Genomic DNA, 24,976 nt, shown 5'->3' with positions numbered 1-24,976 from the left:
CGACGCGGGTGAGCCAGGGGTCTGGCGTGACGGGTTCCAGCAGGACCCCCTGGATGCGCGTCAGTCCGAGGCGGGTGCCGCCGCATTGACCTGCGCGAGCGCGTTCAAGGTCCGGGGGTAGCCGATGAGGGCGACCAGCACCGTGAGGACGGCGAGGAGGTCGGCCCGAGTGTTCCCGACGGCGAGATTGGCGGTGACATGGCTCTTGACCTGGAGGTCGGCGCCCCCGAGGGCGGCGAGCAGGGCGAACGTGATGAGCTCGCGCTGCCTGAGGTCGAGACCGGAGCGGGTGTAGTAGTCGCCGAAGCAGTTGCCGGCGAGGAACTCCGAGAACTGACGCGCATCGGCCGGGCCCGAGAAGAGCCCGTCGACCACCCCTGCCCCGAAGATCTCCGTCTGCACGGCGAGGCCGGTGTCGCGCCGCGTCTCGGGAGTCGTGGTCGACTGCCCCTCGAGGGGCAGGGCGATCCCGTGAGCGGTGAAGACCTCGTTGCTCAGGACGATGAACTCGATCGCCCGCGCACTGCCGACGTAGGCGACGGCCTGGTAGGTCACCTCCTTCACCTCGATCGGGCGGACGCCGACCTCGAGTGCGGCGCCCAGCAGCGCGCGGAACTCGCTCGCCGCCCCGACGGCGATGCTGGCCGCGAGCTGATAGAGCAACCGCTCGCGACGATCGAGGTCGACGTGCCCGAGCGTCTCTCCGAACGCGAAGTCCCGGTAGAGCGCGAGGAAATCCGGGTCGGTCGCGCCGAGCGACATGCCGTCCGGGTCGGGTCGTGCGGGGAACAAGGTCGCGAATTCGGCGAGAGCGTCCTCGTGGGTGGTCATGACGGTGTCCTTCCGGTGAGCGGGTCCACGACGCTCACGCATCGGTGCCAGAGCACTCGGCATCGGTCACGTGCTCGAGCCACGTCGTGGTCGTGGCGGGATCGTCCCCGTTCTCGGTCATGGCGACGTGCTCCATGAAGCGGTCGGCGGGCGCTGCGTGCCAGTGCTCCTGGCCCGGAGGCGTGTAGACCGTCTGACCGGGAAGGGCCTCGATCACGACACCGTCGCGGGTGCCGAAGCGGCCGACGCCCTCCGTCACGCGGAGGTACTGCCCGCGGGCGTGCGAGTGCCAGGCGGTCCGGGCGCCGGGGGCGAAGCGGACGGTGGCGACGGTCATGTGCTGGCCGTCCTCGTGCGGGACGGCGATCATGTCGAGCCAGACGTCGCCGGCGAACTGCTCGGGAGGGTTCTTCGTCGTGGGCCGGGAGGGCTCGATGTTCACGGTGTGCTCCTTCTTCCTCGGGTTCTTCCTCAGGTTTTTCCTCAGGGAATGCGCCGCGGGATCCGGTCCGCGCGGTGCGGCGTGGCGGGGCGGATCAGAAGGTGATCATCGCCTTGAGCACCTGACGGTCGTCCATCGCGCGGTAGGCCTCGGGGACGTCGTCGAGCGCCACGGTCCGATCGAACACCTTGCCGGGGTCGATGCTCCCGTCGAGGATCGCCGGCATGAGCTGCTCGATGTAGCCGCGAACGGGCGCGGGCCCGCCGGTCAGGGTGATGTTGCCTCCGAAAAGGCTGCCGAAGCCGACGGGAGCGTCCTCGTACTGCGGGACGCCGACGCGGCTGATGACGCCGCCGGGGCGGACGATCCGGTACGCCTGCTCGTAGGCGGGCATGTGGCCGACTGCTTCGAGCACCTTCCGCACTCCGACGCCGCCGGTGAGTTCCTTCACCTTCGCGATGCCCTCCTCACCGCGCTCGGCGACGACATCGGTGGCTCCGAACTCGATGCCGAGGTCGGTGCGAGCCGTGTGGCGGCCCATCAGGATGATGCGCTCGGCGCCCTTCTGCTTGGCCGAGAGCACGGCCATAAGCCCGACGGCACCGTCGCCGATCACTGCGACGGAGTCGCCCGGCGAGACGTGCGCGCTGGTGGCGGCGTGCCATCCCGTGCCGTACACGTCCGACAGGGTCAGAAGCGAGGTGAGTAGCGGCGACGACTCGTCGACGCCGGGGATCTTCACCAGGGTGCCGTCGGCGAGAGGCACTCGGATGGCCTCTGCCTGACCGCCTCCCATGCCGGGCATGTCCCAGAACCCGCCGTGCACGCAGGAGGTGTAGAGCCCCTCCTGGCAGAACTCGCAGGTGCCGTCCGAGAAGGAGAACGGCGAGACGACGAGGTCGCCGACCGCGAGGGTGCGGACGTCGGCTCCGATGTCCTCGACGACGCCGATGAACTCGTGGCCCATCGAGACTCCGTCGGAGCTCTTCTCCATGCCGTGGTATGGGTGCAGGTCGGACCCGCAGACGCAGGCGCGGACGATGCGCACGACCGCATCGGCCGCCTCCTGCAGGACGGGATCGGGGACGTCGATGATGCGGACATCGCCGGCGCCGAACATGTATGCAGCCTTCATGAGGATTTCCTGTTCTGTGCGGGTGACGGGCGGACGGGGTCAGTCCGCGCGTCGGAGGGTGACGGGGATGCCGTCGGCGAGGTCTTCGACCGGGCCGACGTCGTCGAAGGAACCGAGAGGGACGATCCCCGAGAACGTGCCCACGTACTCGTAATAGAGCACGAGGTTGCGGGTGGGGCCGTAGTAGCCGATCGTCCGCGGCTGCGCATCGCTGCGCGTGGGCGCTCCGGTGAGGTCCAGCGCCTCGCCGAGATCCGCCAGCTTCTCCTGCCCGCCCATGTCGCGGAACGGAAGGGTCAGCGGCAGGCGGGCGAGGAGGGATGCGCTCGTCGCACCGCCCTCGAGCCGGCCCGGGATCTCGACGCCGTCGATCTCGAGGACGATCGCGGTCGGCGGTTCTGAGGTGGCGGTCATCCGGAACTCCTGTGGTCGGGCGCTCAGTGCGCGTCGAGGTGGTCGACGGTGTAGGCCGTGCGGCGGCCGTAGAAGGTGATCACGAGGGCGATCGCGCCGAGCACCGCCATGAGGCCGGCGAGAACGAGGGTGTCGAACCTCTCGAGCAGCACCGCGCCCAGGACGCCCGCCGAGAAGATCGCGAGGTTGAACGCGACGGGGAGGAAGGAGTTGGCCACGTCGGAGTTCTCGCGACCCGATCTGCTGAGCGCCGACTGGAGCTGAGGCGCGGCGCCACCGAAGGTGATGCCCCACAGGATGCTCGCCACCACCACGGCCGCGGGAGCACCGCGACCCACCATCAGGATCAGGCCGGCGAGGACGAACACCGCGAGACTCAGGTGCAGCAGAGCACGGGGGTAGCGGTCGATGACGGCCGCGGTGATCGCGACGCCGACGATCGAGGACACGCCGTAGACGAGCAGCACGAGGTCGGGGCCGAGGCCTGAGCCTCCCTCGCGGAGGAACGGAGCGATGTAGGTGTAGATCGTGTTGTGCGCGAGCATCCAGACGAAGATCGTCAGGCACACGATCGCGACGCCCGGCATCGCGAAGACCTTGATCAGCGGCAGGCTCCCCTTCGCCGACGCCGACTGGCCGGGAGCGTCCGGGACGAAGAGGGCGATCAGCACCAGGGTGAGGAGCGCGATCAGGCTCAGCCCGCCGAACGACCAGCGCCAGTCGAAGGTGGTTCCGAGCCACGCCCCCAGCGGAGTGCCGAGCGCGAAGCCGACCGGGGCGCCGACCGACACGATCGACAGTGCCAGACCGGCGCGGCGGCGAGGGCTGATCCGGCGTCCGTAGGCGGCGAGCATGCCCCAGATGACACCGGTGAACGCTCCCGCGAAGAAGCGCGAGACGAGCGACACGACGACATCGCTCGACAGCGCGGTGACGGTGTTCGCGACGACCAGGAGTGCGATCGTGACCAGGATCAGCGGCTTTCGGCGGAAGCCCCGGGTCAGGCTGATCGCCGGGATCGTCACGATGACGGTTCCGAGCGCCCAGACGCTGATGAACTGGCCGACAGTCCCCTCGGTGGTCCCCATCCCTTCGGCGATCACCGGCAGCAGACCCGCCGGCATCGTCTCGGCGGCGACGAGGATGAACCCCATCGTGGCGAGCAGGGCGAGGGCCAGCCACGGCATCCGCCGCGGCTCGGCTCGATCGCTCGCGTCGGGGAGGAACACGGGCATGGTGGAGGTCATGGCATCCTTCGAGGCTCAGGGCGGCGCCGCGGGATGCAGGAGCCGCGCCGTCATCGGCCGTAGTAGAGGGGAGGAGGGGTCAGCTCGCGGAGCTGGTGGTGGTGAGGCGCGCGATCTCCTCGGTCGCGGCCCAGGTGGCGAGTTGGCGGAGCTTCTCGTCCGTCGGGCTGCCGGGCACCGCCGGGTAGACGGTCATCGAGTACCCCGGGTCGTCCTGCAGGTCGATCGCTTGGAAGGTCAGCTCCATCAGGCCGACGGCCGGGTGGTTGAACTGCTTCAGACCCGTGTAGTGGCGCCGCACGTTGTGCTCGGCCCACCGGGTCCGGAAGTCGTCACTACGCATCGACAGCTCTCCGATGAGCTCGGCGAGCTGCTTGTCGTGGGGGTTCCGGCCCGCGTCGCGGCGGAGGATCGCGACGTTGACGTCGGCGGCTCGCTCCCAGTCGGGGTAGAAGACGTACGCGCGCGGGTCGAAGAAGATGAAGCGGGAGTGGTTGGCCGGTCTCGCCGGGCTCTTGTACATCTCGGAGTAGAGCGCGAATCCGAGGGTGTTCGCGGCGACGATGTCCATCCGGGTGTTCGACACGAAAGCCGGAGCCTCCGTGATCGCGTCGAGGAGGAACTGCAGCTCGGGTCGGATCGTCTTCGCGACCCTGGGTCGCGGGCGCGAGCGCACGCCCGCTTCGTTCGCCGTGCGGGCGAGGTCGTACAGGTGGTCGTGCTCGGCACGGTCGAGGGCGAGGGCCCGAGCGATCGCGTCCAGAACCGAGTCGGACACCCCGGCGAGGTTGCCCCGCTCGAGACGGGTGTAGTAGTCGATGCTCACCCCGGCGAGACGAGCCGCCTCATCGCGGCGGAGGCCCGTGACCCGGCGACGTCCACCGCCCGGCTCGATGCCGGCCTGCTCCGGAGTCCTGCGTCCACGGCGTGACGCCAGGAACTCGCGTACCTCTGCTCGGTGATCCATGTCGGCAACGGTATGGCGAGGCGACAAGCACGTGAAGGGTTCTGCTGGAACCTGTTTAGGCAAGGCACCGCTCGACCGGACCGGCGGGAATCACGTCAGGCGACGAGTCCCCTCGGGCAGCACTCCCCCTCGGTAGAGGACGGCGGCGGTGTCCTGGAGAGCCGTCAGAGCGACGCGCTGCGTCCACGGCCCGTACGAGATCCGCGCGACGCCGAGCTCCTCGAAGCGGGTCGCCGACTGCGTTCCGATCAGTCCGATCACGCTGATCCGCTGCCGGCCGAGTCCCTGGACCAGGCGGACGACCGTGTCGTCCGAGAGGCGTCCGGCGACGAAGACCGAGGTGGCTCCGGCCTCGAGGTACGCCCGACCGCGCTCGATCGCGTCGGCGACGACCTCGTCGCCCAGGTCGTCGCCGGCGTGCGCGATCACATCGGTGCGGGCGTTGAGCGCGAACGGGACACCCTCCGCCTCGGCGGCGCGCACGGCGGCCTCGACCGCTCGGAGGGAGTCCGCGAGCGGCTTCGCCTGATCCTCGAGGTTGGCGCCCACCACCCCGACGCCGATCGCCTTCCGCACGGTCTCGCCCGCCGCGCCGTAGCCCGCCTCTAGATCGGCCGACACGGGGAGGTCGACGGCCGCGCAGATCCGGCCGATCATGTCGAGGTGCAGGTCGAGCGGGATCCGCTCGCCGTCCTCGTAGCCGAAGGTCGCCGCGATCGAGTGGCTCGCGGTCGCCAGCGCCCTCGTCTCGGGCAGGGCGGCGACGGTGGTCGCCGAGATCACGTCCCAGACGTTCACGACGCTGAGGATCTCGGGGGCGCGGTGCAGGGCAATGAGCTCGCGGCCGCGACTCTCAACGGCGGTCGTCACGACTGTGCTCCGTGCGCGGTCAATGGAAGGTCCGGCCGCCGTCGGCCGCGAGCGTCGAGGCGGTGATGTACGAGGAGTCCCAGCTCGAGAGGAAGAGAAGGGAGTGGGCGATCTCGACCGGGTCCGCCAGCCGCCCGAGAGCGTAGTTCACGGCGTTCTCGCGGAACCCATCGGCCATGGCCGTGTCGACCATGCCGGGGCAGACGGTGTTCACCCGCACGGTCGGCGCGAGCTCGGCGGCGAACGCCTTCGACAGGGCGATGACTCCGCCCTTGGACGCCGCGTAGGCGGTGTAGCCGGGGCTGTTGGGCAGCAGGCCCGCCGCTGAGGCGATCGTGACGACCGTCGCCGCCGGCTCACGGGTCAGGAACGGCACGCACGCTCGGATCACCGTGTAGGTCCCCGTGAGATTCACGTCGATCACGCGCTGCCAGTCCCGCGGCGCGACATCGACGGCCCGACCGCGGAACATGATCCCGGCGGCGTGGACGACACCGTCGATCCCGCCGAGCGCTTCCGCGGCCTCGGCGACCGAGAGGACGACCGCGGCGTCGTCGGTGACGTCCACTGCGAACGCCCGGCCGCCGATCTCCTCGGCGGCACGGAGGACGAGGTCGCGGTCACGGTCCAGGAGTGCGACCGAGGCCCCTTCCCGAGCGAAGAGCGCCGCCGTGCTCCGTCCGATCCCGGAGGCGGCGCCCGTGATGATGATCCGGCGCCCGGCGAGTCGTCCGGTGGGCGCCGGTGCGTGGTCGTTCGTGGTCATGTCGTCGTCTTTCTGCTCGAGTGCGCTGGTGCTGTCGTCGCGCTAGGAGGCGGAGGCGGGGCGCGGCCGGGTCCGCGGCGGGCCGGAGGAGACCGGTCAGGAGTACGGGAGCTCGCGCTCGGTCGTGAGATCCCAGACGACGGCCTTGCGCCGGGTGTACATGGCGACGGAGTCGAAGCCGTTCTCCTTGCCGAACCCGCTCTGCTTCATCCCGCCGAACGGGACCGTCGGGTGGAAGGAGCGGTACGTGTTCACCCAGACGGTGCCGGCGATCAGATTCTTGGCGAGGAACTGGAGGGTCCGCGCGTCGTTGCCCCAGATCTGGGCGCTGAGGCCGAACTCCGACGAGTTCGCCCGCGCGAGCACCTCGTCGACGTCGGAGTAGGACAGCACGCTCGCCATCGGTCCGAACGCCTCGGTGAGGGCGGCGGGGTTGTCGTCGGTAACGCCGCCGAGAACCGTCGGCCGGTAGAAGGCGCCGTCGGCGAGCACGCCGTCCTCGGCGGGGGCGCCACCGGCCAGCACCTCTGCGCCGGCGGCGACCGCGCGCTGCACGAGGGCGTCGACCTTGGAGCGGTGTCGCTGCGTGATCAGGGAGCCCATCTGCGAGGACTCCTCGGTCGGGAGACCGACGCGGACGGTCCGGGCCTTCTGCCCGAGCCGTTCGCTGATCTCGGCGTACATCGAGTCGGGCGCGAAGATCCGCGAGCCCGTCACGCAGCTCTGCCCGCTCTTGGCGAAGTTGGAGTGCAGGAGCGACGGGAGCGCGATGTCGAGGTCCGCGTCCGGGAGGACGATCGCCGGGCTCTTCCCCCCGAGCTCGAGGAAGGTGGGCACGATGTTGGCCGCCGACTGGCGGATGATGGCGCGCCCCGAGTCCGGTCCGCCGGTGAAGGCGATCATGCCGATGTCGGGGTGCTCGGTGAGCAGCGGTCCGACGGTCTCGCCGCGGCCGGTCACGACGCTGACGACACCCGCCGGCAGCCCCGCCTCGAGGGCGAGTTCGACGAGCCGGTAGTTGAGCAGCGGCGCGACCTCGGGCGCCTTGATGACGATGCAGTTGCCGGCGACGAGCGCCGGTCCCGCCTTGAGCGCGAGGAAGTTGGCATTGCCGTTGTAGGGGCTGACGCCCGCGACGACACCGAACGGCTCGTCGAGCCCGTACGACAGGCGATCGGGGAGCTGGGCGAAGGTGCGGCCCTCGAGCTTGTCGGCGAGACCGGAGTAGTAGCGCAGGATGCGCACACACGAGTCGAGGTCTGCGGTCACTTCGCGCCGCAGATGCCCGACGTCGGCGACCTCGATGTCGGCGAGCTCTTCGCGGTGGTCGGCGATGGCCGAGGCCCACGCCGCGAGCATGCGGCCGCGCACGTCGGGCGCCGTACGACGCCAGATCGTCTCGTACGCCTCCTTCGCTCCCGCCACGACCGCGTCGACCTCCGAGGCATCTGCCTCGTGGAGGGTGCCGATCACCGAGCCTGTGGCGGGGTTGAGGATCTCCATCGTGAAACCCCCGTCGGGCACGCTCACGCCGCGGGCGGAGATGATCCCGATCCGGGTGGGCGCCTCGTTCGTCATCGTGTTCGACATCGTCGTCTCCATCGTCAAGTGCCCGAGGGCACGCGGTCGCCGCAGTCGGGCCCGGTACCGCGGGTGCTCCCACGGACGCCACCGGGTCGACGGACGTCGTCGTCTCTGCATCCGGACTCGGACGCCTCGCCTCCAGCAGCGCCGGGGACGGCGATCCCGGAGGTCCGCCAGGGCGCCGCAGCGAAGGTGCCGATATCAAGAACAACGTTGAGTCTATCCGACATTGTGGGACTTCACTAATATCTCGGAGAGTGGATCGGATGGCGTCGGCATCAGTCGGCCAGCAGGTCCACGACCTCGCGCACGTCCGACACCGTCTCGAGGCGGCGGATCAGCCCCGCCGCGCGACTGACGCGCATCGGATCGAGCGGCGCCGCCGCGGCCCCGGCGCACTCGACGAACTTCGCCGTGAGCTGATCCCACGTGAGCGGGTTCCCGCCGTTCCCGGGGACGCCCGTGCCGACCCGGGTCGCCGTGCGCCCGTCGCGCGTGCGGATCTCGACCCGCCCGGGCGGCAGCACGTCCGTCCAGTCGAGCCCGGCATTCGGGATCGACTGCACCCGTTGCGCCAGCGCGAGGACCGCTGCGTCGTCGAGGCCCGCCGGGGTGAAATCGTGGAGACCGACTCCGCCCCTGACCGCCGCCAGGGCGACCAGGAACGGCAGGCTGAACTTCGCGTCGGCGCCCGATGCCGGAGTCCTCCTGTCGGCGAGCGGCCGGCACATGACGGCGTGGTAGTCGCCCACATGCACTCGCAGCGACTCGATGTCGTCGGCCGCGATGCCGAGCTCCTCCATCAGCTTCAGCGTCGCATGGATGTGGCTGTGCGAGGTCCCCACCGACGGCCAGAGCTTGTACAGCGTCCCGGCTCCGCGGAAATCGGAGCCGAGGTCGTGGAGGATCGCGTGGCGGTCGTACTCCCCGTGGAAGTACGTGGCCAGAACCCCGGTCTCGCCCTCGAACAATTCCGGGACACCGGAGAGACCCCGCTCGGCCAGCAGGGCGGACGTGACCGCGCCACGGGCCGAGAACGCTGCGTACATGCCGCGCAGATCGCTCCCCGTGCCGGCGACCATGTTCATCACCCCGCTCGAGTGCATGCTCGCGATGCCCAGCGCGCTCTCGATGCGGTCGGCCGGGAGCCCCAGTACCCGGCCCGCGGCGACCGTCCCCGCATAGACGCCGAGCACCGACGAGAGGTTCCAGTCCTTCCGCCAGCCCACGTGCCTGCGCAGACGGGCGAAAAGATCCTGGCCGACCGCGACTGCCGCGATCAGCGTGCCGCCGGACACGCCGCCGACCCGCTCCGCGAGAGCGAGCGCGGCGGGCACGATCGAGCTCGCCGCGTGCTGGCCCCACGGCGTCTGGTCGTCGAAGTCGAGCGCGTGGGCGAGCGCCCCGTTGACGAAGGCGGCATCGGCCGCCGAAGCCCGCCCACCGTAGCCGAGCACCGTCGCCTCAGACGAGGAGCCCTCGCGGACGAGCGAGAGCACGCTCCGCGCGGCGGGCTCGAGACCGGAGGCGGCGAGGCTCACTCCGAGCGTGTCGAGGATGCTCTTCTTCGCCGCCTCGGAAGCCTCCTCCGGCAGGGTGGCCGGATCGACGTGGGCGGCGAGATGGGCGAAATGCTGCGCGAGATCGCCCTCCAGCGCCGGAGTCATCCGGCGGAGCCCCGGAGCGGGAGGCCGATGGACTTGATCTCGGTGTAGGCGTCCAGACCCTCCCTTCCGTTCTCCCGCCCGATCCCGCTCGCCTTGAAGCCGCCGCTGGGCGACACCACGCCGACCGGGTTGCCGTCGACCTCGACGGTGCCGGTCCGCAGGCGCCGGGCCACGGCGACGCCGCGCTCGACGTCGTCCGTGTAGACGGCGCCGTTCAGCCCGTATACGGAGTCGTTGGCGATAGCGACGGCCTGCTCCTCATCGGCGTAGGGGATGACGGCGAGGACCGGGCCGAAGATCTCCTCCCGCGCGATCCGCAGACCGGGATCGACACCGGTGAAGACCGTCGGCTGGACGTACCACCCGTGATCGAGACCGGCCGGCCGCCCTCCGCCGAGAGCGAGCTTCGCACCTTGCTCGCGCCCGCTCTCAATGTAGGACTCGACGATGTCCCGCTGCCGACGGCTGACCAGGGGCCCGATCTGAGTGGTGGGATCGAGGGGGTCGCCGACGGGCATCGACTCGATCATCGAGACCAGCCGCTCGGTGAACTCAGGGAGGCGCCGCTCCGACACCAGGAGGCGGGTCTTGAGGCTGCAGACCTGGCCGCTGTTGCGGAACGATCCGAGACGGAGCTTCTCGACGGTGCGGTCGAGATCGGCGTCGTCGAGGACTATCCCCGCCGACTTGCCACCGAGCTCGAGCGTCACCCGGCGCAGCGCCCGACCGCACAGCGACGCGATGCGCCGACCGGCGGCGGTGGACCCGGTGAAGGCGACCTTGTCGACACCGGGGTGGGTGACGAGGTACTCGCTGATCTCGCGCTCGGCGACGCACACGTTGAAGGCTCCGGCCGGCAGCCCCGCGTCGCTCAGCAGCTCGGCGAGCAGGTACGCGTCGAGCGGGGTCTCGGGTGAGGGTTTGAGGATCACCGCGCACCCGGCCAGCAGCGCGGGAACGACCTTCTGGATCGCGGCGACCAAGGGCATGTTCCACGGAACGACGGCCGCGACGACTCCGACCGGCTCCCGCGTCACCAGCGCTCGCGTGCGACTGGTCGTCCGCTCGACCTCGAAGGGGTAGGTGTCCGCCAGGTCGAGGAAGGCGGCGATCACCGCACTCGCGTTGCCGACCTGGATCGCACGCGATTGCGTGATGGGCGATCCCATCTCGTCGGTGATCAGCCGGGCCAGTTCCTCGCCCCGTCGACGCAGCCCCTCCTCGAGCCGACGGAGGACCGCTACGCGGTCCGCGAGGGCGAGTCGCGGCCACGGGCCCGCGTCGAACGCGGCGCGTGCCGCTCCGACAGCCCGATCGATCGCCTCGGCGTCCGCCGCCGGCACGGAGGCGATCTCCTGCTCGGTCACCGGGGAGATGACACGGACGATCGCAGGGGAGGATGGCGCCCACCACTGCCCCCCGATGAACATCCGGTCGCAATTCTGCTGCCAGGCCATGTGGTCCTCCCGCTCGCGGATCGTCAACGACCCGTATCGAGATAATCCCATACTTTGAGATATCGGCATCTTGAGGGCGAATCGGACAGTGCGGAAGCGGCCTTGTGAACGGCGGATCCCGCCCCGCCATCGGACATCGTCATCCGACCAGCGGTCATCGCATCCGATACTGTGAGACTTCTCGTCGATCGCAGTATCGCCCTATCCTGGCAGGAAGAGAGACCGGTATGACTCAGGCATCTCCGCCGACCGGTGTCGCTCCCGACGCTTCCGATGGCGCGGGGAGCCTGGCCAGAATGCTGGCGATCCTCGAGCTCTACACCGAGGAGCAGTCGGTGTGGTCGACCGCGGACCTGATCACCGCGCTCGACACGTCGCGCTCGACCGGGTACCGCTACATCAAGACTCTGCACGACGCCGGCCTTCTGACAGCCGTGAAGAACGGCTACTACCGTCTGGGGCCGCGGATCATCGAGCTGGATCTGCAGATCCGCCAGACCGATCCGCTTCTGCTGGCCAGTCACGGCGTCCTCGAGGAGTTGGTCGAGAAGATCGGCCACTCGGCCCTTCTCTGCACCGCCTTCCGGGACGCCGTCCTGTGCGTGGGCGAGTTCCGAGCTCCCCTGAGTCCTGCGAACCGCTTCAGCCGCGGACAGCGGCGTCCGCTGTTCCAGGGCGCCGTGTCCAAGGTGATCATGGCCCACTTCCCACACCATCGCCTCAAGGCGATCTACCCGCGCCAGAGCGAGCAGATCCAGGCGGCGGGCCTCGGGAGCGACTGGAGCGAGTTCCGAGCCGCACTCGGCCAGATCAAGAAGGACGGCTACCTCGTGACGCGGGGTGAGTTCAACCCGGGGGTGTGGGGCTGCGCTGCCCCCATCCTGACGGATCGGAAGACCGTCGTCGGCAGCGTCGGCGTGGCGTGGGACGAGAACGAGCGACGCGACGTCGAGGTCGAGCAGGCGATCGTCGCAGTCCGGGAGGCGGCGGCGGTCATCTCGTCGCGGCTGCCCGATGCGGAGACGCTGCTCTGACACGGCTCCGCGCTGTCGTCCCCTGATCGTTCGGTCCGGCGCGCACGTCGATGCCGCGGGCTCGTGAGAACCCGCGGCATCGGCCGTCTGCTGATCAGAAGCGGTGCAGCACCGTTCGCAGGAAGGTGGTCGGCTCGACGGCCTCGAGGGGGACGGGGCCCTCGTTGGCCAGGAACTCGTATCCGGTCTCGGGGCCGTAGGTCTCACCCTTGGCGGTCACCTTGCCGTCGATCTGGAACAGGATCTCGATCGAGTCGAACTGACCGGCCTCGTAGACCGCGCCCGCCTCGAGGCGGATGAACCCGATGCGGAGGTCGCGCTCGGTGAAGCGGCCGAGCCACTTCTCCTCGACGCCCTCGGTGCCCTGAGGAGTCCAGGCGTAGGCCTCGGGGTCCATCGCGATGACGTCGGTGTAGCGCGGGGATGCGAACTCGAGCGGGTGGCCCATCGCGTGCTCGAAGATGGCCTGCGAGCCGTCCATGCTCTGCTCCACACCGTTCTCGTCGGTGTAGTAGTACAGGCCCTTCTTGAACTCGCCCTTCTCGTTGAGCTCGGCGTTGGTGGCTTCGCGCTGAGCGACGCTGAGGTAGCCGCCGCCGCTGGCGCCGCCGCTCTGCAGCACCATCGTGCGCAGGCCCTCGGCGCGCTCCTGAGGTCCGTAGTGGACGCTCTCAGGGAAGTAGCCGACCCAGCCCTCCTCGAGGACCTCGGTCTCGGTGTAGGGGAGCTTCCCCTTGATCACGTAGCGGATCTGGTCGAAGGTGTGGCGGTGCCGCGGGGTGCGCCATCCGCCGCCGCCCGTCTGACCCATGTTGAGGTCGTAGTTGTTGGGCGAGCCGTCCTCGCCGAACAGCAGGTGCTTCTGCTCCAGTACTCCTTCGCGCATGGTCCCGACCTTCTCGACGTCGGTGTCCGCTGCTTTGCTCACGCGCATGTCTGCTCCTTCACGAATCGATGCACCCCCCGGCGAGAGCCGACGGTCTGCAGTGTGCGGCCCTCGTACTCCTGGAGTGCGACGAGCCGTTGATTGACAGTATCCCAGATAACGGGATATGTTCAATGCCAGAAGCGAGGTCGCTTCCGAACCGTTTCCCTCTCGGAGGCGCGGCGCGGAGCGGGACGGCGCTCAGGACCTCTCCTATCCGCACACCAGCCCTCCGAGGATTGACGATGACGACGATTCCGCTCACTCACGCCCCTCAGGACTCAGGCGTCCCCGCCTCCGCCCGCGACTTCAGCGTGGAGGGCCGCATCGTGATCATCACCGGCGCCGCCCAGGGCATCGGCCGGGAGCTCGCTCGCCAGTTCGCCGCGGCCGGCGCGTTCAGCGTCGTGGCGGATCTCGACCTCGCGAAGGCGGAGTCGGTCGTCGCCGAGATCGAGGGCGCCGGTGGCAGCGGCCTCGCGGTCCGCGTCGACGTCTCGGACGAGCCCTCCGTGACCGCGATGGTCGCCTCGGTCCTCGAGAAGTGGGGGCGGGTCGACGTGCTCATCAACAACGCCTCGATCTTCGCGACCATCGAGAAGGGCCCGTTCGATCGGATCCCCCTCCCGAAGTGGGACCAGGTGCTCGACGTCAACATCACCGGTACGTACCTCTGCGCCCGCGCCGTGGCCGCGCCGATGCGCGAGGCGGGGTTCGGACGCATCATCAACGTCTCCTCGGACGCCGTCACCAACGGCACCGTCGACTACCTGCACTACGTCACCTCGAAGTCGGCCGTGATCGGGATGACCAACTCCCTGGCACGCGAGCTCGGACCCTCGGGCGTCACGGTCAACTGCATCCGTCCGGGGAGCGTCGCCACTGAGGTGGAGCGCACCGTCAACCCGACCGTCGCCGTGCGCGAGCGCGCCGCCTCTCGGCAGTGCATCCCCCGCGGCATGGTGCCCACCGACCTCGTCGGCATCATGATCTTCCTCTCCACCCCGGCGTCGGCCTTCATCACGGGGCAGACAATCGCCTGCGACGGCGGCTACACCCACAGCAGCTGACCGCCCGCTGCCGAAGACCCCGACCTGTCCCGCCCGGCCCGAGGAGGACCCCGCTCATGAAGCACTACCCGCATCTCTACATAGACGGCCGCTGGGTCGAGCCGATCACTCCGCGCACCACCGACCTCATCGACCCCACGCTCGAGGAGCCCTTCGCACGGGTCGCCCTCGGCGGATCCGCCGACGCCGAGCTCGCGATCGCCGCGGCCCGGCGCGCGTTCGAGACCTACTCGCTCACCACGGTCGAGGAGCGCATCGCCCTCATCGACCGCATCATCGACGTGTACGAGGCGTACGCCGACGAGTTCTCCCAGCTCATCGCCCGCGAGGTCGGGATCCCCGTCGGCAACCGAGCCCAGGTGGCCGGCCCCGCCGAGCACATGCGGGTGGCGCGCGACATCCTCCGCGACTACCCCTTCGAGTCCCGCGTCGGGCGCGCCATCGTGCGCCGCGAGCCCGTCGGCGTCTGCGCGCTGATCTCACCGTGGAACTGGCCGGTGCAGACCGGCGTGATCAAGACGATCTACGGCCTGGCCGCCGGCTGTACCATCGTCGCCAAGCCCAGCGTCGTCTCCGCCGCCAGCGGAGCCCTCCTCGCCCGGGTGATGCACGAGGCCGGCGTGCCCGCGGGCGTCTTCAACCTCGTCAACGGCCCGGGCCGCGAGGTCGGCGACACGCTCTCGCGCCACCCCGACGTCGACATGATCTCGTTCACCGGATCCACGGCCGCCGGTGCGCAGGTCGGTGCCGCCGCCTCCGCGACGGTGAAGCGCGTGTGCCTCGAACTCGGCGGCAAGTCGGCCAACATCGTGCTGCCCGACGCCGATCTCGAGAAGGCCGCGCGCTGGAACATCCAGCGCGGCTTCTTCAACGCCGGCCAGTCCTGCCACGCCCCGACGCGGATGCTCGTGCACGAGAGCCAGATCGACGAGGTCGTCCCGTTCCTCGTCGACGAGGCCCGCCGCTTCACCCTCGGCGACCCGCTCGACGAGTCGACCACGATGGGTCCGATGGTCAGCGCGGCGCAGCGCGACTCCGTCCGCGCTCACATCCAGAGCGGCCTCGACGAGGGCGCCCGGCTCGTCACGGGCGGCCTCGACCGCCCCGAGGGCCTGGAGAGCGGCTACTTCGTGCAGCCCACGGTGTTCGTCGACGTCACGCCCGAGATGACGATCGCCCGCGAAGAGATCTTCGGCCCGGTGCTGGCCGTCATCCCCTACCGGGACGAGGAGGAGGCGGTACGCATCGCCAACGACTCCCCCTACGGACTCGCCGGCTTCGTCTTCGCCGGTGAAGCGGAGGACGCCCGCCGGATCGCGAACGGCTTCCGCGCCGGCCGCATCAGCTACAACGGCGCGGCGACCGACTCGTACGCGCCCATGGGCGGGTACAAGCAGTCGGGGATCGGCCGCTCGATGGGCCGCTTCGGGTTCGAGGAGTACCTCGAGGTCAAGTCCGAGTACGGATTCGACGACGAAGCGCAGACCCTGCCGACACCCTTCGGCTGAACGACAGACCCCACCAGGAGAGCAGCCATCATGAACGACGCCATCCCCCGCATCCTCGTCAACCGCGCGAAAGACAAGCTCGCCAGGGGCGAGACGGTCTACTCGATGACCGTCCGGCTCGTCCGGACCGTCGACATCGCCTCGATCGCCTCGACCGCCGGCTTCGACTCGATCTACATCGACCTGGAGCACAGCAGCGTCTCGCTCGAGGACGCCGGTCAGATCTGCATGGCTTGCAACGCCCTCGGAGTCACTCCGCTGGTGCGCGTCCCCGGCCTCGACGCCCCCCTCATCGCCCGGGTCATGGACTCGGGCGCGATGGGCATCATCCTGCCCGGCGTGCAGTCGGCCGACGAGGCGCGCGCGCTGGTGCGCGCCGTGAAGCACGTGCCGGTCGGCGAGCGCTCGCTGGCCGGTGCCGCTCCGCAGCTGAACTACCGGGCCTTCCCGCCCGAGCAGGTCATCCGCGAGCTCGACAGCGCCTCCCTCGTGGTCGCGATGATCGAGTCGCGCGCGGGCCTGGAGGCGGTGGAGGAGATCGCGGCCGTGGACGGCGTCGACATGCTGCTGGTCGGTGCGAACGACCTCAGCGTCGAGCTCGGCGTCGCCGGGCAGATGGACCACCCGTCGGTGCACGAGGCCTACCTCCGGGTGATCGCCGCCTGCACGGCGTCCGGCACCGCGATCGGCATCGGCGGACTGGGCGGATGGCCGGACCTCATCGAGAAGTACCTCGGTCTCGGTGCGAGCTACGTCTCGACCGGCAACGACATCTCGTTCCTCCTCGGCGCGGCGACCGCAAAGCGCCGGCAGTTCGAGGACCGGGCATGACCGGCGGAGCGCGCGCATGAAGATCTGCGTCTACGGCGCGGGAGCGGTCGGCGGCCACATCGCCGGTCGGCTCGCCTCGAGCTCGGCCGTGGTCTCGCTGATCGCGCGGGGCGAGAGCCTCGCCGCGATCCGCGAGAACGGACTGCGGGTCGAGACGCGCGACGGCACTCTGCTGTCGCATCCGCTCGCCACCGACCGGCCCGAGCAGCTGGAGCCGCAGGACGTCGTCGTCGTCGCCGTGAAGGCCCCGGCGCTGCCGAGCATCGCCGAGAAGCTCGCGCCCCTGCTCGCGAGCGACGGCCTCGTGCTGTTCGTGACGAACGGGGTGCCGTGGTGGTACTTCCGCTCGCACGGCGGCCCCCTCGACGGGACGCCGCTCCCCCGTCTCGATCCGGACGGCGTTCTCGGCACGCGCCTCGCCGCCGAGCAGGTCGCCGGAGCGGTCGCGTACACCGCCTGCACGACTGTCGCTCCGGGCGTCATCCGCGCCGAGAACCCGCGCAACCGCCTCCTGATCGGCCGCCCCGACGGCCAGGACGATCCACGTCTGACCGCACTCGCCTCGGCCTTCGACGGCAGCGGTCTCGACGTGTCGACCACACCGGTGATCCGCGACGCGGTCTGGGGCAAGCTGGTGATGAACATGATCGGAGGGTCACTGGGCGTGCTCACCGCCTCCGCCATGCAGGACGCCCTCGCCGCCCCCGCCGTCGCCGCTCTCGCCGAGACGATGGCCGCGGAGGCGCGCGCCCTCGCGCGCGCACTCGGCTGCGATGCGGGCGACACCGACGAGGGACTCGCCCGGCTGAAGACCTCGCACCACGTGCAGAGCGTCGTGCAGGATCTGCTGTCCGATCGCGCGATGGAGGTGGACGCCCTCTTCCGCGTCCCCCTCGAGCTCGCCGATCTCGCGGGGGTCGAGACCCCCGCCCTCTCGCTCGTCGTCGAGCTCGCGACCCAGCGGGCCCGCGCGGCCGGCCTCTACCGCGACGCCGTCCCGGCGTGACCGCTTCCCGTCCGATCGAAGGAGATCACATGATGACCGAGAAGATCTGCGCATGAAGGCCGTCGTGTTCCTCGGCGAGGGCGAGCTGGAGCTGCGCGAGTACCCCGATCCGGTCCCCGGGCCGGACGAGGTCGTCCTCCGCATCAAGGCGTCGGGGATGTGCGGGAGTGACCTGCACCACCTCCGCGGCCCGCGCCGCTCCCCCGCCGAGCAGGTCATCGAGGGCCACGAGCCGTGCGGGGTCGTCGAGCTCGTCGGCGACGCAGTGCGGCCGAGCGAGGCCCGAGTGGGCGACCGCGTCATGGTGCACCACTACGACGGCTGCCGCACCTGCCGGTTCTGCCGCTCGGGCTGGACCCAGTACTGCACCAACGGACGCACCGTGTTCGGCGGTCTCGACGGCGACGGCGCGCACGCGGACCTCATGAAGGTGCCCGCGCACACGCTCATCCGCCTTCCCGACTCGCTCTCCTTCACCACCGGGGCCGCGATCTCGTGCGGCACCGGAACCGCCTGGGGCGCCCTGAAACGCGTTGAGCTGAGCGCCGACGAGACGGTGGTGGTCTTCGGGCAGGGCCCCGTCGGGCTCAGCTGCACGATGCTGGCGAAGGCGCTCGGCGCTCGGGTGATCGCGGTCGACGTCGACGCCTCCCGCCTGGCGATGGCCGCGTCGTTCGGCGCGGACCACCTGGTCGACTCGAGCGCGACCGACGCCGTGGCCGCGATCCGCGAGCTCACGCGCGACGGCGCGGGCGCGGACAAGGCGATCGAGTGCAGCGCCGTCTCGGCCGTGCGCCGTCAGGCGATCCAGTCGGTGCGCCCCTGGGGCACCGCCTGCATGGTCGGCGTCTTCGGCTCGTTCGAGTTGGACAGCGACGAGCTGATCCACCGGCACAAGACGGTCCTCGGCTCTCTCACCTTCAGCAAGAACCAGCAGGAGGAGTGCGCGCTCTTCGTCGCCGAGCGCGGCCTGGACGTCGAATCGCTCTTCACCGACGATTTCCGGTTGGCGGACGCCGAGCGCGCCTACGACCTCTTCGACCGCCGCCAGATCGGCAAAGGCGTCTTCCTCTTCGATTGAACGAGGTTCCCGATCACTGCGAAAGGACTGTCATGACCACCACCCACGGCGACTTCCCCCTCGGCGACGAGGCTCGCCGCTTCCTCGAGCGTCCCGAGCACTTCCTCGTCATCGACGGCCGACTGGTCCCCGCGGCGTCGGGGCAGACTCTGTCCACCGTCTCCCCCTCGAGCGGAGAGGTGCTCGCGCGCTTCTCGTCGGGGGACGCCTCCGACATCGATCGCGCGGTCGCGGCCGCACGCTCCGCGTTCGAGGGCGAGTGGAGCACCTGGACCCCCTACCAGCGCCAGGAGCTCCTCCACCGAGTCGCCGCCACACTGGAGGAGCGGTTCGAGGAGCTGGCTCAGATCGAGTCGCTCGACATGGGCTCGCCGATCGCGCGGGTGCGGGCCTCGAAGGCGACCATGAAGAAGATGCTCGCCTTCTTCGCTGCCCAGGCGTTGACGATCTCGGGCGAGACGCTGATGAACGGTCTACCGGGCGACGTCGCCACGATGACCTTCAAGGCGCCGGTCGGCGTGATCGGCGGGATCATTCCGTGGAACGGACCGTTGAACAGCCAGCTCTGGATCATCGGCGCGGTCCTCGCCACCGGCTGCACCGCCGTGCTGAAGCCCGCGCAGTACGCGTCGCTGTCGGTGCTGCGGGTGGCCGAGATCCTCCTCGAGGCCGGCGTCCCCGCCGGCGTCGTGAACGTCGTCACCGGCCGAGGCAGCGAGGCGGGCACCGCGCTCGCGGCGCACCTGGACGTCGACCGGGTGGCCTTCACCGGCTCGACCGAGACGGGGCGGCGGATCATCGAGGCGTCCACCTCGAACATCAAGAAGCTCCAACTCGAACTGGGCGGCAAGTCGGCCGACATCGTCTGCGCCGATGCCGACCTCGACACCGCCGTGCCGGCCGTGGCCATGGGCGTCTTCGCGAACTCCGGGCAGATCTGCTACGCCGGCACCCGCGTGCTCGTCCAGCGCTCGATCGTGGACGAGTTCACGAAGCGGCTGCTGGCCTACGTCAAGGGCCTCCGCGTCGGGCACAGCCTCGACGACTCCGCCGCCCTCGGGCCGGTCATCTCGGAGTCGCAGCTGGACACCGTGCTGTCCTACGTCGAGATCGGCGTCGCGGAGGGAGCCGAGCTCCTCTCCGGAGGCAACCGCCTGACGGAAGGACTGGGGAACGGCTACTTCATGGAGCCGACGGTGTTCGGCGGAGTATCCAACAGCATGCGAATCGCGCAGGAGGAGATCTTCGGCCCGGTGCTGTCCATCCTGCCTTTCGACGACGTCGACGACGCCGTCGCCATCGCCAACGACAGCGAGTACGGCCTCGGCGGAGCGGTGTGGTCCCAGAGCATCTCCACCGCGCTGCGCGTCGTCCGCGGAGTGCACACCGGAACCATGTGGGTGAACTGCTATGGACTCGTCGACCCCATGGTGGGGTTCAGCGGCACGAAGACCAGCGGGTACGGAGCGAAGGGGACCGCTGCGCACCTCGACACCTACCTCTACACGAAGAGCGTCTACATCCAGCTCTGACCCGCCTCGCGAGGGCCGGCACGTCCGCCGTCAGTCGGATCGGTCTGAGCGCTCACGGAATTGTAAAATCCAATACTGCGGGATATTCTCATCCCGTCGTGAATCAAAGGAGATCACCGTGGCCAAGAAGATCGCAATCCTGCACACGAGTTTCGTGTTCGTCTCCGTGGAGCCGGTGATCAACGACCTGATCGCCGAGCTGATCCCGGACGCCGAGGTGATGCACTTCGTCGACTCCGACGTCCTCGCCACAGTCGTCCGCGAGCAGGGCATCTCCCCCAAGAGCGAGGCCCGCATGGTGCACCTGGCTCAGGCCGCCGAAGAGGCGGGCGCCGACATCATCTTCTCGGCGTGCTCCTCCCTCGGCCCGGCGCTCGACATCGCCGCGCAGAACGTGCACACGCCCGTCGTCAAGATCGACGAGGCGATGGCGTTGCGAGCCGCCCGCGAGGGCACCAGCATCGGCGTTCTCGCCACGGTGCCGACCACACTGGGGCCGACCTCCGACCTCATCCAGGCGGCGGCCGACGGCATCGAGCGGAGCATCACCATCGAGCAGCGCCTCTGCGACGGCGCCTTCGCGATCCTGATGTCGGGCGACCGCGACGCGCACGACGCCCTGATCATCGAGCAGGCCGTCGACCTCGCGAAGTCGGTCGACCTGATCGTCCTGGCGCAGGCGTCGATGTCGCGCCTCGCGGGCGTACTCGAGGAGAGGACCGGCCTGACGGTGCTCTCGAGCCCGCGCATGGGCGTCGACTACCTCGCGCAGCGCGTCTCCGAACTCGCCGTCTGATCCGACGTCGCCTCGACCTCCCGGCGCCGCGCACAGCCGCGCGAGTGCTTCCCGTTCCAAGAAGGGCACACCCATGACCACGTCAGAGCAGTTCAGCGGCACCGTCGCGTTCATCACGGGCGGAGGGTCGGGCATCGGCCGGGCGACGGCTCTCGCCTTCGCAGAGGCGGGCGCCGACGTCGCCATCGCCGACCGGAGCGAGCAGTCGCTGCGGGAGACGGCCACCCTGATCGAGGCCACCGGCCGCCGCGCGCACACCGCACTCTGCGACGTGTCCGACAGCGCCTCCGTCGAGAGCGCGGTGAACTCGACCGTCGCCGCACTGGGACGCCTCGACTACGGCATCAACAACGCGGGTGTCGAGCAGGCGCCCTCCTCGCTCACCGAGACCAGCGACGAGGAGTGGGACCGCCTCATGAGCATCAACCTCCGCGGCGTCTTCGTCTCGATGAAGCACGAGGTCATCGCGATGGGCGAGAGCGGCGGAGCAATCGTCAACATCTCGTCCGGCGCCGGAGTCGTGGGCATCAGCGGTCAGGCCGCGTACTGCGCGACCAAGTGGGGGCTCATCGGCCTGACCAAGGCGGCCTCGCTCGACTACGCGGCACGCGGCATCCGGATCAACGCGATCTGCCCCGGCATCATCGAGACCCCGATGATGGACCGCTTCTCCGGTGGCACGCCCGAGGGTCGGGCCCGCGTGATAGCGCAGGAGCCGATCGGCCGGATGGGGCGACCCGAGGAGATCGCCTCGGCGATCCTCTGGCTGTGCTCGGATCTCGGAGGCTTCACGCTCGGGCACGCGCTCGTCGTCGACGGCGGCCAGACGGTGGGCATCTGATGGCGGACCGGAGCTCGTCGCCGAACCGCCGGGTGATCGTCGGACTCGACGCGAGCGGCCGGTCGACCGTGGTCGCCGATGCCTCCGATCTGCCGATCGTCCGCCCGTCCTCGACGGTCGAGCTCCAGGAGGTGTGGCGGCAGGACTCCGTTCCCGCGCGCCTCGACGACGGTACCGACCCGAGGCGCGAGGGCGCACTCCCGGCACCGCCGCACGGAGCCGTGGTGCGGATCCTGACGATCGAGCCCTTCAGCGGACCGTCGACGGAGTGGGTCGCCGACCTGCACTACGACGACTCCCTCCACATCATCACGATGACGTCGGGCCTGCTCGACATCGTGCTGGAGGACGGCGATGTCTCGCTGGCCCCCGGCGACAGCATCGTGCTGCCGGCGAGCATGCACGACCTGCGCAACACCTCCGGCGAGGCGGCGACCTTCGTGTACACGTCCTTCCCCCTCGAGCGCCAGCTCTCCCACTCCTGAAAGGCAGGGTCACCGTGCGCGCGCGTCCGGAAACGACGAAATTGCTGACCGAGTACTACGCGGCGATGGAGGCGAACGATCCCGAGCGGTTCGGCTCCTACTACGCCGACGACATGACGCTGACCTTCAACAGCGACCCCGAGATCCGAGGACGGGAGCGCATCATGTCGGCCTTCAGCGCCATGCTCGACCGGGTGGTCTCGCTGGGCCACGATCTCGTGAACGCCTGGGAGGAGGACGACGGCGTCGTCTTCTTCGAGTCAATGGGACGATGGACGCTGCACAACGGCGTGATCCTCGAGGTCAAGGCCGCGTCGCGGATCACGATCGTCGACGGGCGGTTCACCGACCAGCGGATCTTCGTCGATAACGCACGGGTCGACGAAGCGCTCCTCCAGGAGCTCCGGGCCTCTCGGGCCGCGACCCTCGACGCGGGCTCGCACCGCTCACTCCGCTCCCGCTTGATCGTCACCGGCGTGGACGACGACGGCCGGTCGGTGTTCCTCAGCGATGAGCCGACCAGCGACCGCCTGGTCGGCGACGGCTACACCCGCAACCAGCTGTGGCAGGGGCTCGAGGTCCCGACACCGGTCACAGCACCCAACGGTCCCGGCGACGCCTCGGTGATCCCCCCGCCCCCGAACGGCTACGGCTACGACATCACCGCGTTCGCCCCCGACAGCGAGTGGGACTACGAGGCCGGATACGCGCGGCTCCTCGCGCAGTCCGGAGTGACGCCGGAGCCGGGCGATGCGCCGGGCATGCACACCACCGAGACGATCGACATCGTCTCGGTGATCTCCGGAGAGGTGCACCTGCTCGTCGACGAGGGCGAGAAGCTCCTGCAGGCGGGCGATACCACGGTCATCCGCGGCGTCAAGCACGCGTGGAGCAACCGGAGCGACCAGCCGTGCGTCATCTCGGCGGTCCACATCAGCGCAGTGCGCTGATCCAGCCTCTCAGCAGTCCTCAGTTCGAAGGAATGACCATGATCACCGAATCGGCAGCGCTCGCCGGCTACCCCGCGAACTCGCCCGTGGACGCGGAGGAGGTGAGGAGCGCGGTCGAGGCGTCTGGCCGTGTGCTTGTCGTCCTCGATGACGACCCGACCGGAACCCAGTCGGTCGCCGACCTGCCCGTCCTCATGCAGTGGGAGACGAGCGACTTCCATTGGGCTCTGGGCCTGGGACGTCCCGCCGTGTACGTGTTGACGAACACGCGGAGCCTCGACGCCGCCACCACCGCTCGCCGCACTCGCGAGATCGTGCGCAATGCGAGCCTCGCCGCCTCAGAGCTCGGACTCCGGCTCGCCTTCGTGAGCCGGGGCGACTCCACCCTCCGAGGTCACTTCCCGCTCGAGACGGACGTGATCGCGGACAGCCTTCGAGAGCTCACGGGCACGGAGATCGACGCGATCATCCTGGTCCCCGCCTTCCCCGATGCGGGGCGGATCACGATCGGCGGCATGCACTACATGCGCAGCGCCGAGGGCCTCCTTCCGATCGCCGAGACCGAGTTCGCCCGCGATGCGACGTTCGGGTACCGCAGCTCCGATCTCCGCGACTACGTCGCCGAGAAGACCGAGGGCCGCACGGCTGCCGAGGACGTCGTCCTGCTCGATCTCACGACGGTGAGGTCGGGACCCGAGGCTGTCGCCGCAGGACTGGCGGGGCTGACCGGGAGGACTCACGTCGTCGTCGACATCGTGACCGAGGACGATCTCCGCTCACTCGCGCTGGGACTCGAACGCGCCGAGCAGAGGGGGCTCGACCTGCTGTACCGAGTCGGCCCTCCGTTCGTGCGCGCCCGGGTGGGTCAGGAGGTCCATGCGCCTCTGACATCGGACGATGTCTACGGTTCCGCGGGAAGCGACGCCGTCGGAGGGCTGATCGTGGTCGGCTCCCACGTCGGACTGACCTCGCGGCAACTCGCCGCTCTGGGGCGCAGCGAGCACATCGAGGCGACGCTCGAGGTGGACATCGCGGCAGTGCTCGACCCCGACCGGGTCGACGATCACGTCGACGCGATCGTGAGCAGTGCGAGCGACGCCCTCGGTCGGGGAGACGTCGTCGTCCACACGAGTCGCACCCTCGTCCGGACGGACGACCCGGAGGAGAGCCTGGACATCTCCCGCCGGGTCTCCGCTGCGGTGGTCCTGGTCGTGCAGCGGGTCCTCGAGGCCCGCGCGCCGCGCTTCGTGATCGCGAAGGGCGGCATCACATCGAGCGACGTGGCCGCCTTCGGTCTCTCGATCCGCCATGCGATCGTCCGCGGCCCCATGCTTCCTGGTCTGGTGTCGCTCTGGGAGCCGGCCGACGGACCAGCCACAGGAATCCCCTATGTCGTGTTCGCGGGCAATGTCGGCGACGACGGATCCCTCGCAACGGTCGTCAGCACTCTGACGCATCGTCCCGGCGCAAGATGACCGTCGCTCCCCGCGGGGGAGGTGAGGCCGAAGGGCCGCCCTGCTGCGGGGAGCGCTGCCGA

24 protein-coding genes are annotated in these 24,976 nt (G+C 69.7%); 12 read left to right on the top strand and 12 right to left on the bottom strand.

Features of this window, described 5'->3' with window-relative positions:
- Positions 1-60 precede the first annotated feature (60 nt).
- The 11 genes from ASF48_RS09250 to ASF48_RS09200 all read right to left on the bottom strand — a co-directional run bounded on the left by ASF48_RS09250 (position 61) and on the right by ASF48_RS09200 (position 11,353).
- On the bottom strand, positions 61-831 hold the full coding sequence (locus tag ASF48_RS09250; RefSeq protein WP_230673272.1) for a carboxymuconolactone decarboxylase family protein: 771 nt from the start codon (positions 829-831) through the stop codon (positions 61-63).
- 34 nt (positions 832-865) lie between these two features.
- Positions 866-1,273, bottom strand: coding sequence for a (R)-mandelonitrile lyase (locus ASF48_RS09245; protein WP_055790129.1), 408 nt, complete (start codon positions 1,271-1,273; stop codon positions 866-868).
- Between the two features lie 94 nt (positions 1,274-1,367).
- Complete coding sequence (locus ASF48_RS09240) at positions 1,368-2,408, bottom strand: zinc-binding dehydrogenase (protein ID WP_055790126.1); 1,041 nt, start codon at positions 2,406-2,408, stop codon at positions 1,368-1,370.
- Between the two features lie 39 nt (positions 2,409-2,447).
- On the bottom strand, positions 2,448-2,822 hold the full coding sequence (locus tag ASF48_RS09235; RefSeq protein ID WP_055790122.1) for a cyclophilin-like fold protein: 375 nt from the start codon (positions 2,820-2,822) through the stop codon (positions 2,448-2,450).
- A 23-nt stretch (positions 2,823-2,845) separates the two neighbouring features.
- The gene (locus ASF48_RS09230) at positions 2,846-4,069 is read right to left on the bottom strand and encodes an MFS transporter (RefSeq protein WP_082481178.1); all 1,224 of its coding nucleotides are present in this window, start codon (positions 4,067-4,069) and stop codon (positions 2,846-2,848) included.
- Positions 4,070-4,148: 79 nt separating this feature from the next.
- Positions 4,149-5,036 (bottom strand): helix-turn-helix transcriptional regulator, encoded by an 888-nt coding sequence (locus ASF48_RS09225; RefSeq protein ID WP_055790118.1) that lies wholly within the window; start codon positions 5,034-5,036, stop codon positions 4,149-4,151.
- 90 nt (positions 5,037-5,126) lie between these two features.
- The gene (locus tag ASF48_RS09220; protein ID WP_055790114.1) at positions 5,127-5,906 is read right to left on the bottom strand and encodes an isocitrate lyase/PEP mutase family protein; all 780 of its coding nucleotides are present in this window, start codon (positions 5,904-5,906) and stop codon (positions 5,127-5,129) included.
- Positions 5,907-5,925: 19 nt separating this feature from the next.
- The gene (locus tag ASF48_RS09215; RefSeq protein WP_055790112.1) at positions 5,926-6,672 is read right to left on the bottom strand and encodes an SDR family NAD(P)-dependent oxidoreductase; all 747 of its coding nucleotides are present in this window, start codon (positions 6,670-6,672) and stop codon (positions 5,926-5,928) included.
- A gap of 96 nt (positions 6,673-6,768) precedes the next feature.
- Complete coding sequence (locus ASF48_RS09210) at positions 6,769-8,262, bottom strand: aldehyde dehydrogenase family protein (protein ID WP_055790108.1); 1,494 nt, start codon at positions 8,260-8,262, stop codon at positions 6,769-6,771.
- 272 nt (positions 8,263-8,534) lie between these two features.
- Positions 8,535-9,923, bottom strand: a complete 1,389-nt coding sequence (locus ASF48_RS09205; protein ID WP_055790104.1) for an MmgE/PrpD family protein — start codon at positions 9,921-9,923, stop codon at positions 8,535-8,537.
- On the bottom strand, positions 9,920-11,353 hold the full coding sequence (locus ASF48_RS09200; protein ID WP_268788511.1) for an aldehyde dehydrogenase: 1,434 nt from the start codon (positions 11,351-11,353) through the stop codon (positions 9,920-9,922). The genes ASF48_RS09205 and ASF48_RS09200 overlap by 4 nt, the downstream gene beginning before the upstream one ends.
- 323 nt (positions 11,354-11,676) lie before the next feature.
- On the opposite strand from ASF48_RS09200, the gene ASF48_RS09195 reads away from it, so the two are divergent.
- Positions 11,677-12,414, top strand: coding sequence for an IclR family transcriptional regulator (locus tag ASF48_RS09195; RefSeq protein ID WP_055790099.1), 738 nt, complete (start codon positions 11,677-11,679; stop codon positions 12,412-12,414).
- Positions 12,415-12,508: 94 nt separating this feature from the next.
- Here ASF48_RS09195 and ASF48_RS09190 read toward each other — a convergent pair whose 3' ends face one another.
- The gene (locus ASF48_RS09190) at positions 12,509-13,348 is read right to left on the bottom strand and encodes a hypothetical protein (RefSeq protein ID WP_055790096.1); all 840 of its coding nucleotides are present in this window, start codon (positions 13,346-13,348) and stop codon (positions 12,509-12,511) included.
- Positions 13,349-13,584: 236 nt separating this feature from the next.
- Between ASF48_RS09190 and ASF48_RS09185 the strand changes: the two genes are divergently transcribed.
- From ASF48_RS09185 to ASF48_RS09135, 11 genes are all read left to right on the top strand, one after another.
- On the top strand, positions 13,585-14,409 hold the full coding sequence (locus tag ASF48_RS09185; RefSeq protein ID WP_055790092.1) for an SDR family NAD(P)-dependent oxidoreductase: 825 nt from the start codon (positions 13,585-13,587) through the stop codon (positions 14,407-14,409).
- 56 nt (positions 14,410-14,465) lie between these two features.
- The gene (locus ASF48_RS09180; protein ID WP_055790089.1) at positions 14,466-15,917 is read left to right on the top strand and encodes an aldehyde dehydrogenase family protein; all 1,452 of its coding nucleotides are present in this window, start codon (positions 14,466-14,468) and stop codon (positions 15,915-15,917) included.
- 30 nt (positions 15,918-15,947) lie between these two features.
- Entirely contained in the window at positions 15,948-16,748 is an 801-nt protein-coding gene (locus ASF48_RS09175; protein ID WP_055790086.1) for an HpcH/HpaI aldolase family protein, read from the top strand.
- Positions 16,749-16,764: 16 nt separating this feature from the next.
- Positions 16,765-17,754 (top strand): ketopantoate reductase family protein, encoded by a 990-nt coding sequence (locus tag ASF48_RS09170; RefSeq protein ID WP_055790083.1) that lies wholly within the window; start codon positions 16,765-16,767, stop codon positions 17,752-17,754.
- 52 nt (positions 17,755-17,806) lie between these two features.
- The gene (locus ASF48_RS09165; RefSeq protein ID WP_055790080.1) at positions 17,807-18,835 is read left to right on the top strand and encodes a zinc-dependent alcohol dehydrogenase family protein; all 1,029 of its coding nucleotides are present in this window, start codon (positions 17,807-17,809) and stop codon (positions 18,833-18,835) included.
- A 32-nt stretch (positions 18,836-18,867) separates the two neighbouring features.
- Complete coding sequence (locus tag ASF48_RS09160) at positions 18,868-20,367, top strand: aldehyde dehydrogenase family protein (RefSeq protein ID WP_082481176.1); 1,500 nt, start codon at positions 18,868-18,870, stop codon at positions 20,365-20,367.
- 118 nt (positions 20,368-20,485) lie between these two features.
- Complete coding sequence (locus ASF48_RS09155; protein WP_055790076.1) at positions 20,486-21,163, top strand: aspartate/glutamate racemase family protein; 678 nt, start codon at positions 20,486-20,488, stop codon at positions 21,161-21,163.
- A 73-nt stretch (positions 21,164-21,236) separates the two neighbouring features.
- The gene (locus ASF48_RS09150) at positions 21,237-22,004 is read left to right on the top strand and encodes a glucose 1-dehydrogenase (RefSeq protein WP_055790073.1); all 768 of its coding nucleotides are present in this window, start codon (positions 21,237-21,239) and stop codon (positions 22,002-22,004) included.
- Positions 22,004-22,489 (top strand): cupin domain-containing protein, encoded by a 486-nt coding sequence (locus ASF48_RS09145; RefSeq protein ID WP_055790070.1) that lies wholly within the window; start codon positions 22,004-22,006, stop codon positions 22,487-22,489. Before ASF48_RS09150 ends, ASF48_RS09145 begins: the two co-directional genes overlap by 1 nt.
- A 14-nt stretch (positions 22,490-22,503) precedes the next feature.
- On the top strand, positions 22,504-23,439 hold the full coding sequence (locus ASF48_RS09140) for a nuclear transport factor 2 family protein (protein ID WP_157603122.1): 936 nt from the start codon (positions 22,504-22,506) through the stop codon (positions 23,437-23,439).
- A gap of 38 nt (positions 23,440-23,477) precedes the next feature.
- On the top strand, positions 23,478-24,914 hold the full coding sequence (locus tag ASF48_RS09135) for a four-carbon acid sugar kinase family protein (protein WP_055790065.1): 1,437 nt from the start codon (positions 23,478-23,480) through the stop codon (positions 24,912-24,914).
- The last annotated feature ends 62 nt before the right edge of the window (positions 24,915-24,976 follow it).

Source organism: Rathayibacter sp. Leaf299 (genome assembly GCF_001423055.1).
Lineage (GTDB): Bacteria > Actinomycetota > Actinomycetes > Actinomycetales > Microbacteriaceae > Rathayibacter > Rathayibacter caricis.
This window is presented reverse-complemented; position numbering and strand designations above follow the sequence as displayed.

Excerpts from the sequence above, each read along its gene's own strand:
- ASF48_RS09150 (WP_055790073.1), top strand. The coding sequence starts at position 21,237 with ATGACCACGTCAGAGCAGTTCAGCGGCACCGTCGCGTTCATCACGGGC.
- ASF48_RS09205 (WP_055790104.1), bottom strand. The coding sequence starts at position 9,923 with ATGACTCCGGCGCTGGAGGGCGATCTCGCGCAGCATTTCGCCCATCTC.
- ASF48_RS09250 (WP_230673272.1), bottom strand. The coding sequence starts at position 831 with ATGACCACCCACGAGGACGCTCTCGCCGAATTCGCGACCTTGTTCCCC.
- ASF48_RS09160 (WP_082481176.1), top strand. The coding sequence starts at position 18,868 with ATGACCACCACCCACGGCGACTTCCCCCTCGGCGACGAGGCTCGCCGC.
- ASF48_RS09240 (WP_055790126.1), bottom strand. The coding sequence starts at position 2,408 with ATGAAGGCTGCATACATGTTCGGCGCCGGCGATGTCCGCATCATCGAC.
- ASF48_RS09170 (WP_055790083.1), top strand. The coding sequence starts at position 16,765 with ATGAAGATCTGCGTCTACGGCGCGGGAGCGGTCGGCGGCCACATCGCC.
- ASF48_RS09225 (WP_055790118.1), bottom strand. The coding sequence starts at position 5,036 with ATGGATCACCGAGCAGAGGTACGCGAGTTCCTGGCGTCACGCCGTGGA.
- ASF48_RS09185 (WP_055790092.1), top strand. The coding sequence starts at position 13,585 with ATGACGACGATTCCGCTCACTCACGCCCCTCAGGACTCAGGCGTCCCC.
- ASF48_RS09175 (WP_055790086.1), top strand. The coding sequence starts at position 15,948 with ATGAACGACGCCATCCCCCGCATCCTCGTCAACCGCGCGAAAGACAAG.
- ASF48_RS09190 (WP_055790096.1), bottom strand. The coding sequence starts at position 13,348 with ATGCGCGTGAGCAAAGCAGCGGACACCGACGTCGAGAAGGTCGGGACC.
- ASF48_RS09235 (WP_055790122.1), bottom strand. The coding sequence starts at position 2,822 with ATGACCGCCACCTCAGAACCGCCGACCGCGATCGTCCTCGAGATCGAC.
- ASF48_RS09135 (WP_055790065.1), top strand. The coding sequence starts at position 23,478 with ATGATCACCGAATCGGCAGCGCTCGCCGGCTACCCCGCGAACTCGCCC.
- ASF48_RS09215 (WP_055790112.1), bottom strand. The coding sequence starts at position 6,672 with ATGACCACGAACGACCACGCACCGGCGCCCACCGGACGACTCGCCGGG.
- ASF48_RS09210 (WP_055790108.1), bottom strand. The coding sequence starts at position 8,262 with ATGTCGAACACGATGACGAACGAGGCGCCCACCCGGATCGGGATCATC.
- ASF48_RS09195 (WP_055790099.1), top strand. The coding sequence starts at position 11,677 with ATGCTGGCGATCCTCGAGCTCTACACCGAGGAGCAGTCGGTGTGGTCG.
- ASF48_RS09165 (WP_055790080.1), top strand. The coding sequence starts at position 17,807 with ATGAAGGCCGTCGTGTTCCTCGGCGAGGGCGAGCTGGAGCTGCGCGAG.
- ASF48_RS09200 (WP_268788511.1), bottom strand. The coding sequence starts at position 11,353 with ATGTTCATCGGGGGGCAGTGGTGGGCGCCATCCTCCCCTGCGATCGTC.
- ASF48_RS09230 (WP_082481178.1), bottom strand. The coding sequence starts at position 4,069 with ATGACCTCCACCATGCCCGTGTTCCTCCCCGACGCGAGCGATCGAGCC.
- ASF48_RS09180 (WP_055790089.1), top strand. The coding sequence starts at position 14,466 with ATGAAGCACTACCCGCATCTCTACATAGACGGCCGCTGGGTCGAGCCG.
- ASF48_RS09145 (WP_055790070.1), top strand. The coding sequence starts at position 22,004 with ATGGCGGACCGGAGCTCGTCGCCGAACCGCCGGGTGATCGTCGGACTC.